The organism is Spectribacter acetivorans, assembly GCF_031846305.1.
In the GTDB taxonomy this organism is placed as follows: domain Bacteria; phylum Pseudomonadota; class Gammaproteobacteria; order Nevskiales; family Salinisphaeraceae; genus Spectribacter; species Spectribacter acetivorans.
Map to the genome: position 1 here is coordinate 1 of NZ_JAVRHY010000016.1, position 14,282 is coordinate 14,282.

General features: G+C 60.0%; 10 protein-coding genes. All 10 read right to left on the reverse strand.

The annotated features are described in order from the left end of the window. A partial coding sequence (locus RM531_RS13675) for a wax ester/triacylglycerol synthase family O-acyltransferase (RefSeq protein WP_311660008.1) occupies positions 1-1,251 on the reverse strand: 1,251 nt, incomplete at its 3' end. Between the two features lie 389 nt (positions 1,252-1,640). Next, the gene (locus RM531_RS13680) at positions 1,641-1,811 is read right to left on the reverse strand and encodes an addiction module protein (RefSeq protein ID WP_311660010.1); all 171 of its coding nucleotides are present in this window, start codon (positions 1,809-1,811) and stop codon (positions 1,641-1,643) included. A 78-nt stretch (positions 1,812-1,889) separates the two neighbouring features. Then, positions 1,890-2,225, reverse strand: a complete 336-nt coding sequence (locus tag RM531_RS13685) for a M48 metallopeptidase family protein (RefSeq protein ID WP_311660011.1) — start codon at positions 2,223-2,225, stop codon at positions 1,890-1,892. A gap of 3 nt (positions 2,226-2,228) precedes the next feature. After that, complete coding sequence (locus tag RM531_RS13690) at positions 2,229-5,162, reverse strand: type I restriction endonuclease subunit R (RefSeq protein ID WP_311660012.1); 2,934 nt, start codon at positions 5,160-5,162, stop codon at positions 2,229-2,231. 17 nt (positions 5,163-5,179) lie between these two features. Continuing rightward, positions 5,180-7,483 carry an AAA family ATPase gene (locus tag RM531_RS13695; RefSeq protein WP_311660013.1) on the reverse strand — a complete coding sequence of 768 codons (2,304 nt, stop codon included), beginning with the start codon at positions 7,481-7,483 and terminating at the stop codon, positions 5,180-5,182. Continuing rightward, positions 7,477-8,760 carry a restriction endonuclease subunit S gene (locus tag RM531_RS13700; RefSeq protein ID WP_311660014.1) on the reverse strand — a complete coding sequence of 428 codons (1,284 nt, stop codon included), beginning with the start codon at positions 8,758-8,760 and terminating at the stop codon, positions 7,477-7,479. The genes RM531_RS13695 and RM531_RS13700 overlap by 7 nt, the downstream gene beginning before the upstream one ends. Next, complete coding sequence (locus RM531_RS13705; protein WP_311660016.1) at positions 8,753-9,766, reverse strand: virulence RhuM family protein; 1,014 nt, start codon at positions 9,764-9,766, stop codon at positions 8,753-8,755. The genes RM531_RS13700 and RM531_RS13705 overlap by 8 nt, the downstream gene beginning before the upstream one ends. After that, complete coding sequence (locus RM531_RS13710) at positions 9,763-11,322, reverse strand: type I restriction-modification system subunit M (protein WP_349255448.1); 1,560 nt, start codon at positions 11,320-11,322, stop codon at positions 9,763-9,765. The genes RM531_RS13705 and RM531_RS13710 overlap by 4 nt, the downstream gene beginning before the upstream one ends. Before the next feature lie 377 nt (positions 11,323-11,699). After that, the gene (locus tag RM531_RS13715; protein ID WP_311660019.1) at positions 11,700-12,365 is read right to left on the reverse strand and encodes an SDR family oxidoreductase; all 666 of its coding nucleotides are present in this window, start codon (positions 12,363-12,365) and stop codon (positions 11,700-11,702) included. Positions 12,366-12,474: 109 nt separating this feature from the next. After that, positions 12,475-14,094 (reverse strand): long-chain fatty acid--CoA ligase, encoded by a 1,620-nt coding sequence (locus tag RM531_RS13720; protein WP_311660020.1) that lies wholly within the window; start codon positions 14,092-14,094, stop codon positions 12,475-12,477. Positions 14,095-14,282: the final 188 nt, after the last annotated feature.

The following is a 14,282-nucleotide window of genomic DNA, read 5'->3' on the forward strand; positions in this document are numbered from 1 at the left end:
GTCGTAGCTGACCAGCGTGATGTTCAGCGCCTGCCCGTTGAACAGCAGCGACACCGGGTAAACCGCGTCCAGCGTCGCGCCGTCGAGATACAGCGTCTGCTTCGGCCCCGGCACGTTGGATACTGCCAGGTTGAACATCGGGCGGGTCGCCGCGCCCAGCCCCAGCACGATGCGGATCAGGTACGGCCCCATGAGCATGGCTGTGTACGGGTCCATGGCCGCCTTGGGCAGGCGGTTGAGATGACCCTTGGCGGTGGTAGTGGAGCGGTGGATGGCCGCCAGCCGCTCCGCCGGGTCGGCGATGTCGGTGCGCATTTTCGCCATCACGAAGGTGATGGCATTGCCCACCTCGGTTTCATCGGCCGGCCGCACGGATACCGGCACCGCCGCGGTCATGCTGGTGGTCGGCATCGCGCCGGTTTCGGTCAGGTAACGCCGAAGCGCCCCGGCACAGATCGCCAGGAACACGTCGTTGGTGGTGGTATCGGAGGCCACCGCGATGGCGCGAATCCGGTCCTGATCGTACTGCTGCGTGGCGAACCGGCGTGGCGCGCCAATGCGCCCGTTCAGGCTGGTGCGCGGGGTGGCAAACGGCAGCGCGTTGTCCGGGTCATGCCGGGGCCGGAAGCGGCGACGCAGCATCGCGCCGCGCAGCCGCGTATAGGCCGTCAGTGCCGGCCACAGCTTCGGGCGCATCTTCGGCGGCCGGGGCTCGTCCGGGGCACGCCGCGTCCGGCCCATGCCCACCGCCCAGATCGGTTCCACCGGCGGGGCATCCGGGGTTTCCGCCAGCATCGACTGCAACACGCGGATGCCGCCCACGCCGTCGATCTGCGAATGATGCACCTTGATGTAGAGCGCGAAGCGGCCGTCCTCCAGCCCCTCGATCACATGGCATTCCCACAACGGCCGGTTGCGGTCCAGCGCGTGCGAATGCAGCCGCGACACCAGCACGCCCAGTTCCCGTTCGCCCCCGGGGCGCGGCAACGCCGAGTGGCGGAAGTGGTAGTCCAGGTCCACCTCGTCGTCATCCAGCACATCCCAGCTGGGAAACGGCCACGGCCGGTAACGGTAGTTGAAGGGCGGGGCGAATCGCGTGCACTCCCGCCAGCGCCGCACCAGATTCTGCAGGTAGTCCTCGCCGGGATCGGGCGGGTAGTGAAACGTGGCCATCGCGGCCACGTGCGTGGGCGCCTTGGCCTTCTCCCCGATCAGAAAGCTGATGTCATTGAGCTTGAGTGCCTTGCGCATGCCACTGTCTCCCCCGGTTATTGTTGGTTTATCGGGCCGTTTGTTGGCGGGCCCTTGTCGACGACTCTACAACGGTGGCGCTCGGGTTGTCCCCATGACGCGCGATGAAGCGCTTGCCGGGGCAGAGCACAGGTGGTTCTCAGGGCCGCGTTGTGCCACGGGCTCGAAAGCGGGCTCTCCGGACGTACGTGTTATAGACGGCCGAACCAGTAAAACGGCTGACGGGCCTAGTGTGCGACGGCCAATATCCGGATGTGTGTAGAGATGACGCGGAAGTGAATCGTGTGGTCCCACCGGCTATCAGGCTGAACCATGATTGACCGAATGCTGCCCCGAGTGACCGGCGCTGACTGAGGGAATTCGCAGATTTGTCGGAGAGCGGCGCGGACCTAGCGCGATAGCATTAGCTGCTTGCTGTATCGGGACTCGATACGCGCGAACACTTCCTCGCCCGGAATGCCCTTGACCTTCCCGGACGCCAGTTCTTCATCCCGCCGTTCGGCTTCATCGAGCCACAAGGCCGCCTGTTCGGGGGATTTCTCTGTGTGGGTGTTGCTCATGAGTCTGATGTACTCCTCGAAGCGCCTGTTAGGTAAGGCAGTCTCCGCTCCCTTTTACGTTGAGTTCAGAGGCGCGCGTTAGCGCGTTCGCTGGAGCGCATTGTCATGTGCTATCCGCTTCAAATCCCGTTCAGATGCTTCGTATTCACCCAGGTGCGCACGCATCAGGCTTTTCCAGAGCTTGCCGTGGTTGGGGACGAAGAAGTGCAGCAACTCGTGCACGATGACGTAGTCCCATATTTCGACATCCACATCGAGCAATTCGGCATTGAAGTTCAGATGACCCGCCGTGGAACAGGATGCCCATTTGTTGCGCATGGGTCGCACCCCCAGCCAGACGATGTTCACGTCCAGCTTTTCTGCCCAATGCCGGACGCGCCGCTTGAACTCACTCTTGCTGTCCGTAGCGCTCACTGTCTAGATTCTGTCCGCCCGTGCCAATAACGAGAACAACTCATCCACGACCGCAGTGACACGGTCCAGATCATTGGTCTCGGCAAAAATGGCGAAGGTGACCTGCCTGCGTAGTTCACGCAGCGCCTTGTCGCTGCTCTTCCAACCGGGATGATCCGCAAAAGCCTGTCGAATCCGCTGGCTTACCGTTTCCGCGTTCTGAATCTCCGTATCGAGCAGGCTGCGATAAACGAAATACGTCAGTCCGTCGAACGATTTTTCCGCCTGTTCCTTCTTGCGCGCCTCGTTCGATTCCATTTCCTTGAGCAGCGCGTCCAGTGCCTCGGCGGTGCTCACCTGGCGGCCTTCGAAGCTTTCCTGCACGAGGCGCGCACGCTCGGCCATGGCGATCAGGTAGGGATCGTCGCTATTTTCGTCCGCGAACTTCTCGATGCTTTTTACTAGGTTGATCACCTTGGTCCCGTCACCGCCTTCCTTGTTCTTGATCAGCTCGATCGTATCGGCGTTGATTTCGACCAGATCGCCCACGCCTGAAACCCCGTAGCTCCCCACCTGTTCCTGGACGAGGTTGTTGGTCTTGCGCTGGAAATCGCGGTCCACCTGCACCCGCCGGGTGTAGGCCTTACGGACCACCTGAAAAATCGACGACAGCGTGCCGTAGTCATCAATGAACGGGCGCAGGAACGCATCCGGCGAGATGATCTCGTAGAGCATCTCGATTTCCTTGTACTCCTTGAAGAACTCCTTGCGGCGCTCGGGATCGCGGAAATGCTCGATGAGCGTGTCCACGTCCCGGTCGTCGAAGTTGCGCTCGATCAGGCCCAGGTATTCCGGTGCCCTGGTCTCCATCTTGTTCTGGAACAGCACCTTCAGGAGCTTGAGATCCTTGACGATGGCGTTGATCTCGTCGCTGTCGAAGGCGAGCGCCTTCTCCAGCTTGTCGAAGATGCCCACGAAATCGAGCACGAAGCCATGGGGCTTTACCATCTCCTGCGTTCCGTTCTCACCCTCCTTCTCGAATGGACGGTTTACCCGGGCGATGGCCTGCAGCAGCGTGTGGTCGCGCATCGGCTTGTCCAGGTACATGGCATAGAGCACGGGCGCGTCGAAGCCGGTAAGCAGTTTCTCGGTGACGATCAGAATCTTCGGGTACTGATCGAGCTTGCCGAAGCTCTTGCGAATCTGCCGTTCCTTCTTCGGGTCGAGATGCAATGCCTTCAGCGCGGCGGAGTCGTTGTTGCTGCTGGTGTACACCACCTCGGAATACTCGGGCGGCAGAAACTCGTCGAGCGCATGCTTGTATCGCGCGCAGGCCTCGCGGTCCACGCCGACGAGAAAAGCCTTGTAACCGAGCGGCTCGACATTCTGGCGGTAATGCTCGGCGACAAACTGCGCCACCTGCTGGATGCGTTCTCTGCCCTTGAGGAAATTCTTCAGGTTCACCGCCCGCTCGAGAATCTTGTTCAATTCCTCGATGTCGGCCACGCCCTCGGCTTCGGCCAGCGAGAGGAACTCGGCGTCCAGCGTTTCGTGCGGCACCAGCATCTCGTTCGGTGCAAGCTGGTAGTACAGCGGCAGCGTGGTGCCGTCCTCGATGCTTTCGGCGATGGAATACTTGTGCAGATAACCCCGGTCGTCTTCGCAGCCGAAGGTCTTGAACGTGCCTCTGCCGTAGACGGTCTTGTCCACCGGGGTACCGGTGAAGCCGAGGAAGGTCGCGTTCGGCAACCCGGCCATCAGGAAGTTGCCCAGGTCCCCGCCGGTGGTCCGGTGGGCTTCGTCGATCAGCACATAGACGTTCGAGCGGGTATTGATATCCGCCGGCATGTCCCGGAACTTGTGGATCATCGTCACGATGATGCCGCGGTAGTCGTCGCGCAAAAGTCGATTGAGCCGGGCGATGCTGCTGGCGTGTTCCAGAGTGCCCAGGCCGAGCGCGGCCAGGTTCTTGAGCATCTGGTCTTCCAGCTCGTTGCGGTCGATCATCAGCAGCACGGTGGGCTTGTCCGCCTCATGCGCGCGGAAAAGCCGCTCGGCCGTCTTGATCATGGTGAAGGTCTTGCCGCTGCCCTGCGTATGCCAGACCAGGCCGCGGGTACGTTCGGCATCGAGGGCGCGGTCGACGGTCGCCTCCACCGCGCCGGTCTGGTGCTGGCGCAGGACGTACTTGTGCAGTTCCTCGTCCTTCTCGGCAAAGACGATGTAGTCTTTCAGAAAGGCGAGCACCTGCGGGATGGCGCAGAAACCATTTACCTTCGCCTCCAGCTGGCCAACCGCCTCGTGCTTCCAGTTGAAGATATTCCGCCGCACCAGGTTCCAGCTCACCCCGTAGGAAAAGCCGATGGCGTCGGTCGCAGTGAACAGCTGCTGTGAGACGAACAGTTCGGGCGTCTCGCGGTGGTAACGGCGAATCTGATCCACGCCCAGGGCAATCGCCTCGTCCTTGCTGGCGTTCTTGCACTCGATCACCAGCACCGGGATGCCGTTGATGAGAAAGACCACATCCTCCCGCGTGCCGTAGTGACCGTTGTGGAAGGCCCACTCCTCGGTCACTTCATAGACGTTGTTCGACGGCTCGTCGTAATCAATCAGGATCAGGTCACGCTCGCGGTTTTCCTCGTGGTCGAAGAACGTGCCCCGGTTGCGTAGCTGCTCCACGAAATCCCGGTTGCCGTAGATATCGGTACGGATATGGCGGAACTGCCCGAGCAACGCGCCCGCGGCCTCCGCGTAGCGCGGGTTGAATTCCCGCACCTTGGCGTCGAGCAGGTCGTCGAAGAAGAGCGAGCGGTTTCTGGCTCGGTCGGCGGCGGGAACGTCGGGATCAAAGCCGCGCCGCTGCTCGGCCTCCTCGCGGGGCACAAATGTCCAATCAATGGCCTCGGCGTATTCGAGGATTCGGGCTTGGACTGTTTTGTGTTCACCAGACGTGGGCATTCTTAGGTCTTCTTTTGCTAAGACCGTTTCGCAAATTCAAGAGTTCGCCGAACAAAGCCCTCCAGTTGGGCGCTATTCACAACTTCCGTTTCCCAAGCCGGGTTGGTGTCGTGGTGAAACACATTTGCGTAGTCTACGAGGTCTCTCAGTTCATCGATATCGGCCTGGCGCAGAATCTCTTCGTGGGTTCCAACCCGTTGACTACACTTTTCGCGGAAAGGCCCCAAAAGCGTGCCAGGTGGATAGTGTTCGGGATAGGCAACGCGAAGGAACGCCTCCAAGCATGGGCGAATCGCTGCCGCTATCTCCTTTTCGTTTTGACCGCCATGTCTCAGGAAGTACCTTAAGGCTTGATGCCTGCGGTCATTATCGGTTTCCGAGTCGGCGTTGACGTCCCATTGGGTGATGGTGGAAGCATTTGCCTGCCTCGCTACTTGAAGTGCGGTCTTGCTTGCAGGGGTTACGCTTTCCCATAAACGACAAAGGAACGGCTTGCTGTGGGAAAGAATGACAATCTGGCCGACGTGGCTCAGTAACCGACGCACTTCCTGAATGGTAGTCAGCGATCTGTGTTCATCCAAGCTTGACACAGGGTCATCAATAACAACCACGCGGCCGGCTTGGTTCGGATCCAACTCAATTGATGCAAGGAAGAACGCTATAGCTAGCGTGTTTCGATCTCCTGCGCTCAGGATGTTTCTGAACGAAGGTTCCCCAGCCTGCGCATTTCCGCCGGTAACCGTCACAGCAGTGTTGTTTACGACGACGCTGTAAGAGCAAGTAGGTCCACCACGGGTATTCACCGGTTGCACCCTTTCCAGTCTGTAGCCGGCGTTAAATCGCTCGAGGTACCTATTAATTGCAGCCTCGTATTCTGGGAATACTTGAGTGCGATATTGATCGAGTGCTTGGCGAGCCTGATCCCGTTGCTGCTCAGTGGCGCCCTTTGCCTGCCTCTCCTCCAGATAGGCTTGGCAACGAGCATCCGTCGTAGGCGTGTATCGTGCCTTAGTTGCTTTTAGCCGGGTAAGAGTGGCGGTCAAAGCAGTCGCGCTTGCTGTCGCTGCCTGCTGCTTTACTGTCGCAATCATTTGATTTACTGATGCGATTTGCTGGTTCAAAGCAGCGACTTCATTCCGCCTGGTGTTATAGGTTTCAATCGATGCATGAACTTCATCGGGCAGGGTGATAGCGTCAAGCGGAGCTGCTCTCTTCTGTTGGAAAAGTTGAGCGATCTGTGCGCGCGCCGCATTCCAGTCGCTAGTAATGGCGGCGGAGTCAATAGCCAGTTCTGGAATCTCACCGAATTCAGACCAGAACTGTCGACGTTCGGCCAATGTGCGGATCGAACGTTCAAAGGGAAGAGCAGCGCCTTCGGAATGAGTCCGGTTAAAGCTGGATTCTGCGCTACGAATGGCTTCTTGGTGCGACCGATAGGCCGCACTAAAGAAAGCTCGATAGTGGTCAATTACTGCTGATTGTGAAATATCTTGGGCGCAGAATACACACTTGTTTCCTCCTGCTTCGGCAACCGAATTCTGGCGTATTACCCCCTCGCCAACCCAGCGTTCGGCGCCCTCACCGATACTCTGCAGATGCGCCTGAACCCTTTCTGCAGCGGCCGTATCAATATCAGGTAACCCCAATTCTAGGATAGCCTCGATTGCCGGAAGGTCGATCTCGGGAAGGTCCAATAATTGAAGTTCTGGAGCGTTTCGAATCCGATCTTGCTGACGACTCGCGGCTAGGTTTTGTTCCGCAGTCTGAATCTCTTGATCGATATTCGGATTCGGCGGTAAATCACAGAATTGATCGACAGATAGCCTTCCCCGCTCGTCAGCTGGAATCTCGCTGCTATGCCGTCTGAGCTCACTATTATGCTGCTCAATTCGAGCTATGTGGGTCTGGAGTTGCTGGTTTAGCGCAACTCCCTGAGCCCCCAGGATCAGTTCATGAAGGTTTTGACGGTGGTCGCTCCCGACGACGAGTCCGGAGTAAACGTTCTCATCGACAAACACGTCATCGAAAATCACCACGTCTTCTAGCACTCTGTTCCAGGCGCCGTCCTGAAACATCGCATCCGGCGGGCCGCCGATGCACGAAACAATCACATGCGGCGGATGTTGAGCCGCGAGTCTCCGTCGTTCACTGATTGGGGTGGAGTCTCCGGTCGCAAGCGATCTTAGAATTGCGGAAAGTGTAGTCTTTCCCTGCCCGTTTTCAGCGTAGATTAATGTGAGCTGAGCAAAGGGATGGTTGGATCCGTTCGTAAAAGAATCGAATCGACCGACGTTCCGAATCAGATTGAGGCTTTCTAGCATCTTTTCAACTCGGCCTGAGAGACTTGAATCTCAAATTTACGAACTCGCGTCTTCGCGGTCATCAGTTCGTGAAGGAGAGTCCGAAAGAGGTCGCGGAGAACAACCGCCTTGTCAGTCGAGTGCGTAATCTTCGCTCCGATAGCGTCAAGTGCTGCGACGATCTCTCCCTGTTCTTCAAGCGATGGCATGGGAACGATTATGGATTTAACGTCGCTTTGGTTGATGCTCGACTGGGCAACCGCTCGCTTGGCAGTTCCGATGATCTGCTTCTTGGTCAGCGGCGAGTTCAGAAACTTGAAGACGTATTCCTTGAGTACCTGTGATTCGTTGACTGAGAACCGCATCATGTTGGACTCAAAGACTATCTCGTCGCCGATAGCTCCGATCAGGGCGGTTTTGCCCAAGTGGGAAAGACTGTTCACTCGGTTGATGACGATGTCGCCGGCTTCCAACCCATAGGTTTTGACCTCGCTACGAGCCAGGGCGACACGGTTCCCGGCGCCAGTGACGACATTACCGTCGTTGCTGAAGTCGTCGATTCGTAAAATCTGAGTGCCTGAGCCGTATTCGCGCCTGTGCTTATAGATTCCGTTCTGGGGCTGCTTTTCGAATAGAGCTCCCAGCTTCACCACCTCCCAACCCTCGGGAGCAGGGCCTATTCCAGTTTGTTTCTGGGGTTCGTTGCGGAGGCCTTCGGTGAATAGCTTGTGCATGAGGGCCTTTTTCAGCTCGGTGGTGATCTGAATGATCCGCTCCTGCGCTTCGATCGCCCGCTGCACCGTCGAAAGGATGTGCGCGATCTTCTTTTGCTCGGGGAGTGGGGGGAGTGATAGCTTGAAATCACGTAGTGAAGGCCACGAAGTGCGGGGGTGTTGAACGCCAGACGTAGTCGATTTCGCGTGGCTGATGAACTCATCAGCGTGGACGAGATACTTCAGGAACGCGGACTCGCATCGATCTTTTGCCCGAAATACCAGGATGTCGGTGGAGCTGATTCCATCGCAACCAGCTTGGGCTCCCTTTCGGAGATATGGGCGAAGCTTCCCAAAGAGGATATCGCCAATTTGGAAGGCGGTTTTCGACGACTTAATATCACTTTCGCTTCCACGTCCCACAAATGCGGGGAAACCTTGCGCCAGGTGCTCGAGACCAATATACGGAGTATCGCCGCCTTCAATGGGGGTGTAGGAGTCTTTGACGCGGTCGCAGACTTCAGCGAGCGTGCAAATCTCCCAACCGGTCGGTACGGGATCGATTAGAAGATTTGCGTCAATCATCCCCCTCTCCCTTCCGCTTTAAATCCGTCTCCAAGTCCTCAATCGCCTTCAGGTCCTCGGCATCGGCCTCAATCGCCTCTGCCTCTCGCCGTTTCGCATCAAAGTCTTCATACCGCTCCTGCGCGATCTGCTTCATCTGGTCGCGACTGACTGATCCGGCACCTTCTAGGACAGCCTGCTCGTTGAACTCGAGCATGCGGTCGATATTCTCCCGCCAGTAGTCGAGGGTGAGGTCCTGCCTCTGCTTGGCGCGAAGTTCAGCCTGCTCCAGGAAGATGACGACCAGCCGGTTGAGCGTGTCCACTTCGTCCGCGCTGAGGTAGTTCTTGGCGACAATGACGTCGTGCTTACGTACGCGGGAGCCACTCCAGGTGGTGAGTGCCATGTTGGGCTCGTCGGGGTTGGCGCGGTCGATAACAAGTTCGGCGGCGGTTCGCCCGGCAACGGCGAAAAGCAGCTTGTTCTGCACCTCGGCGAAGAAGCGCTGAGTTTCCTGCTCGCGGGCCTGGTAGTCGCTGCTTAGAGCAAACAGGTCGCGGACTTTCTGGTAAAAGCGTTTTTCGGAGGCCCGGATCTCGCGGATGCGGGCGAGGAGCTCGTCGAAATAGTCCCAGCCGCCGGGGCTCTTGAGGCGTTCGTCGTCCATGACGAAGCCCTTGACCAGGTATTCCTTGAGATGGGTGCTGGCCCACTGGCGGAATTGCACGCCGCGTGGCGAGCGTACCCGGTAGCCAATGGCCAGAATGAGGTCGAGGTTGTAGAGCCTGATGTCCCGTTTGACCTCGCGATTGCCCTCGGTTTGAACTGTCAAGGATTCCTTGACAGTTGTCTCGGGGCTCAACTCGCCGTCTTCGAAGATGTTGTTGGCGTGCAGGCTGATGTTCTGCTTGGTGGTCTGGAATAGTTCGGCGATTTCCAGCTGGCTGAGCCAGACCGTCTCCCCCTCAACCCGCAAGTCGAGCCGGGTACGGCCGTCGTCCGAGGTGTAGAGGATAAGATTGCTCATACCCCGATTTTCTCCAGAATCTCGTTCAAGGCGCTGTCCGCCTCGCGCGCCTCGGCTTCGGCGGCCCTGAGGTCCGCGACAATCTCGCCGAGCGGCCGGTAGGTCTCGGCGTCGCTGGTGTGAATGTAGCGGCTGGGGGAGATGTTGTAGTCGTTCTTCTTCAGCTCGGCATGATCGACGATGCGGCTGAGTTTTTCCTCTTCGGTCCAGCCGATGAGGGTTTCGGCTATTCGCTGAATCCCCGCGTCAGGAATGAAGTTCTTGGGGTCGCCTTTCTCGAACACCTGGCTGGCGTTGACGAGGAAGACCTTGCCTTTCCGGGCCCTGGCCTTGGCGCGGTTGAGGAATAGCACAATGCCCGGCGCACTGGTGTTGTAGAAGAGGTTCTCGGGCAGGTAGAGGGCGCTCTCGACAAGGTCATTGTCGACAAACCACTGGCGGACGGCCTTTTCCTTGTTGGTGCCGGCATTGCCCGAGCCGCGGGAGGCGGCGCCGGTGTCGAGGACGACGGCAGCGCGGCCTTTGGCATCGAGACTGGCATGCATGTGCTGCACCCAGCCCCAGTCGGCGGAGGATTTGCCGGGGAAGCCGGCGCCGGCGGGGAAGCGGTCGAGTTCGTCGTTGTCGTAGTCGGCCTCGGTAAACCAGTCCTGATTCCACATGGGGTTGGCGACCACGCGGTCGAATGTGCGCAGCTTGCCCGCCTTGCTTCGGAATTTGGGGTTCTTGAAGGTGTCGCCGATCTCGATCTCGCCTTCCATATCATGAATGATCATGTTCATGTTGGCCATGGCCCAGGTGTCGGCGGTGTATTCCTGGCCGTAGAGCTGGAGCGGGGCGATGGTGCGTTTCTTGCCCTTGGCCTCGTCTTCCATTGCGATTTCGCACTTCACCAGCAGGCCGCCGGAACCGCAGCAGGGGTCGTAGACCGTCATGCCGGGCTCCGGCTGGAGCACGCGGGACATGATGGTGCCGACTTCGGGCGGCGTGTAGAACTCGCCCGCGCTCTGGCCGCCGCCCTCGGCGAACTTGCGGATGAGGTATTCGTAACTCTTGCCGATGATGTCCGCCTCGACATCCTTCAGGCCCAGGCGCTTGGTGCTGATGGCTTCGATGAGATTGGACAGGCGGTCATCATCGATATCGCGCTGGCCATGGGTGGTGGCATTGAAGTCGACCCGATCGATGATGCCCTGCAGGCGCGGGTTTTCCTTGGCGATGGCGCGCAAATAGCTCGTGACACTCTCGCCGATCCTGTCGGCGAGCTTGCGAATTATCGACCAGACGGGTTCCTCCGGATCATCCGGCACCAGCGGCAGGTAGAAACGCACGAGCTTTTTATCGGCCTTGACGAGCTGGAAGGCCTTCTTGCGCGAACCGACTTCGGCGGCGATGCGGTTCAGTTCATCGTCGAACACGTCGCAGAGGCGCTTGGTGAAGATCAGCGGGAGGATGAAATCCTTGTACTTGGGGGCATCCTTAGCGCCGCGAATCGAGCAGGCGGCGCTCCATATCCAGGATTCCAGGGATTGCACGTTACTGTTACTCCGCGCCATCAGCGCCAAGTCCTTTTGTTTCCACGCGCATACCAGTGATTCGATGGGACTCCGCGATACTGCATATTTGTGCTTTCTCGATGACACCGAATCTGGTGCGGTGCTGGGATTTGGATGATTGTGCAATGACAAATGCATGGCGAGACTTGCCCTGGCACACGCGTATTATCGTGCTTTCCGTATTTTGGCGGCTTAGTATTCGAGCCTACTACCAGGTTCATTCTCGGCGCCAGCCGGCAACTGGAGACGCATAAGGCAGTTGATGCGAACCTGCAAGGCTGGACGTGAAACGGATTGAATCAGAAACCGGCTTCATTGCCTGGTAATCCGATGCAGGTTACGCCCGTTGTTGTACGGGACAGGGGCGCGCTGCGCTTTTACCAGGGCAGAATCTGCCCCTCGGCATGCCAGAAGGTGCCGCTGCTGGGCATATCCAGCTCATCCATTCGCTGAATCAGCAGCGCGGCGGATTCGGCGGGTTCCAGGTGGCCGCTGTGCCCGGTCATGTTGGTACGCACCCAGCCGGGGTGGAGGATGGCGACCGCGATGCCGCGGTCGGCGAGGTCCACGGCCAGGGATTTGCCGGCGGCGTTGAGACCGGCCTTGCTGATGCGGTAGCCGTACTTGCGGCCGGAGTCGTTGTCTTCCATGGAGCCCATGCGCGAGGTCATCAGGCCGATTTTGCCGCCGGACGGGAGGCGGTCGATCAGGGCCATGGTGACGCGTAGCGGGCCCAGGGCGTTGACCTCGAATTGCTCGCGAATGCGGCCGAAATCCATGTCGTCCAGCGTTTCGCTGTGCATGACGCCGGCGTTGTTGTAGAGCACGTCGATTCGGGTATCGGCCAGGGCCTCGCTCAGCCGCGGCATGTCGGCATCGCGGCCGACGTCGATGCCGTCGATGATGTCGACGTTCAGCGCCTGCAGGGCTTCCGAGGGTTCACGGCACACGGCGATGACGCGCTCGCCGCGTTCGCGCCAGAGGCGCGCCATCTCGAGGCCGATGCCGCGGTTGGCGCCGGTAATGGCGATGGTCTGGCTCATGGGGCTATCCGGACGCGATATCAGTCTCGCGACGGTAGTGCGTCCGCGGGGTCGCCATCAACCGGAAGGGGTGGCGGCTGCGCCGGTCGTCCGGCGCAGCCGCAATCGGTCAGGCCGCGTCCCAGTCCCAGTCGTCGAACTGCTGGCGCAGGCCCAGCTTGTTGAACTTGCCGGTGGAGGTGCGCGGGACTTCGTCGATGAAGGTCACGGCCTCGGGCAGCATCCACTTCTCCATGCGGCCGCGCAGGAAGTCCATGACCTCGTCGGCGGTCAGGTCGGCCCCGGATTTCTTCACCACGCAGGCCAGGGGACGCTCGCCCCACTTGGGATGCGGGCGGGCGATGACGGCGGCTTCGGCCACCTTGTCGTGCGCCATGATCTCGTTTTCGAGCTGCACCGAGGAAATCCACTCGCCGCCGGACTTGATCACGTCCTTGGTGCGGTCGGTGATCCGGATGTAGCCGTGCCTGTCGATGGCGGCGATGTCGCCGGTGCGCAGCCAGCCGTCGTCGGTGAACTTGTCCTCGCTCTTGTCGAGGTCGAAGTACTTGGCGGTGATCCACGGGCCGCTGCACTGGATTTCGCCGACGTCCTCGCCGTTCCAGGGCAGGATGTTGCCGTCATCGTCCTGGATGCGGACATCCACGAACGGGGCCGCGAAGCCGGCGGTGGCCCGCTGCTTGTAGCGGGCGTCCTCGTCGGCGTCGTCGAAGGCCGGCTTGAGGCGGGCCATGGAGGCCAGCGGGGAGGTCTCGGTCATGCCCCAGGCCTGGATGATCGACAGGTCGAACTTGTCGAAGCGGCGGATCATGGACTCCGGCACTGCCGATCCGCCGACCAGCATGCGCATCTTCGGCAGCTTCCAGCGCTGGGGTTCGGCTTCCAGCGCCTCGATGATGGCCATCCAGATGGTGGGCACGCCGCCGGCCAGGTTGACCTTTTCCTCCTCGAACAGCTGCAGCAGGCTTGGCGCGTCCATGTGCGGGCCGGGGAAGACCTGCTTCAGGCCGCACAGGGTGGCCGAGTAGGGCAGGCCCCAGGCGTTGGCATGGAACATCGGTACCACCGGCAGCACGCAGTCCCGGGCCGACAGCGCCATGCCGTCGGGCAGGGCGGAGACCAGGCTGTGCAGGCAGGTGGAGCGGTGCGAATAGAGCACGCCCTTGGGGTTGCCGGTGGTGCCCGAGGTGTAGCACATGCCGCAGCCGTCGTTTTCGTCCTTGTCGGGGTAGACGAAGTCGTCGGCGGGTTCGCTGATGAAGTTCTCGTAGGATTCCATGCCGTCCGGGATGGCCTGGTCGGTCAGCGACACCACGAAGATGCGCTCGAAGTTGACCTTGTCGGCGAACTTCTCGAGCAGCGGCAGCAGCACGCCGTCCACGATCAGGAAGCGGTCGGAGGCGTGGTTGGCGATCCAGGCGATGTCATCCGGCGCCAGCCGCAGGTTCAGCGTGTGCAGCACGCCGCCGGCGCCGGGAATGCCGAAATAGGCTTCCAGATGCGCGTAGTGGTTCCACATCAGCGTGGCCACCCGTTCCTCGCGCTTCAGACCGGCGTTCACCAGCGCCTGCGACAGCTGCCGGGCGCGCTTGTAGAAGTCGCGGTAGGTGTAGCGATGACGCGACTTGTCCGGCATGTTGGACACGATTTCGGTGTCCGGATACTGGCGCGCGGCGTGCTCCAGGATGTCGTCCAGCAACAGTGGGCGAGTCATCATGGTCGATTGCATTGTGTCTCCTCCGGAGTGTTTTCTGCGGTTATCGCCGGAAGGTTCACACGCCAACGGCCGCGGCGTCCACTACTCGGACCGGCAGGGTCTTGCGGAAACGCGCGGGGTTGTGAGTCTTCCCCTCTCCCCGCGGGAGAGGGCCAGGGAGAGGGGTTACGGTCCGGGTCGGCGGTGGTGGATAGCCACCC

Excerpts from the sequence above, each read along its gene's own strand:
- RM531_RS13680 (WP_311660010.1), bottom strand. The coding sequence starts at position 1,811 with ATGAGCAACACCCACACAGAGAAATCCCCCGAACAGGCGGCCTTGTGG.
- RM531_RS13690 (WP_311660012.1), bottom strand. The coding sequence starts at position 5,162 with ATGCCCACGTCTGGTGAACACAAAACAGTCCAAGCCCGAATCCTCGAA.
- RM531_RS13695 (WP_311660013.1), bottom strand. The coding sequence starts at position 7,483 with ATGCTAGAAAGCCTCAATCTGATTCGGAACGTCGGTCGATTCGATTCT.
- RM531_RS13700 (WP_311660014.1), bottom strand. The coding sequence starts at position 8,760 with ATGATTGACGCAAATCTTCTAATCGATCCCGTACCGACCGGTTGGGAG.
- RM531_RS13705 (WP_311660016.1), bottom strand. The coding sequence starts at position 9,766 with ATGAGCAATCTTATCCTCTACACCTCGGACGACGGCCGTACCCGGCTC.
- RM531_RS13710 (WP_349255448.1), bottom strand. The coding sequence starts at position 11,322 with ATGGCGCGGAGTAACAGTAACGTGCAATCCCTGGAATCCTGGATATGG.
- RM531_RS13715 (WP_311660019.1), bottom strand. The coding sequence starts at position 12,365 with ATGAGCCAGACCATCGCCATTACCGGCGCCAACCGCGGCATCGGCCTC.
- RM531_RS13720 (WP_311660020.1), bottom strand. The coding sequence starts at position 14,094 with ATGCAATCGACCATGATGACTCGCCCACTGTTGCTGGACGACATCCTG.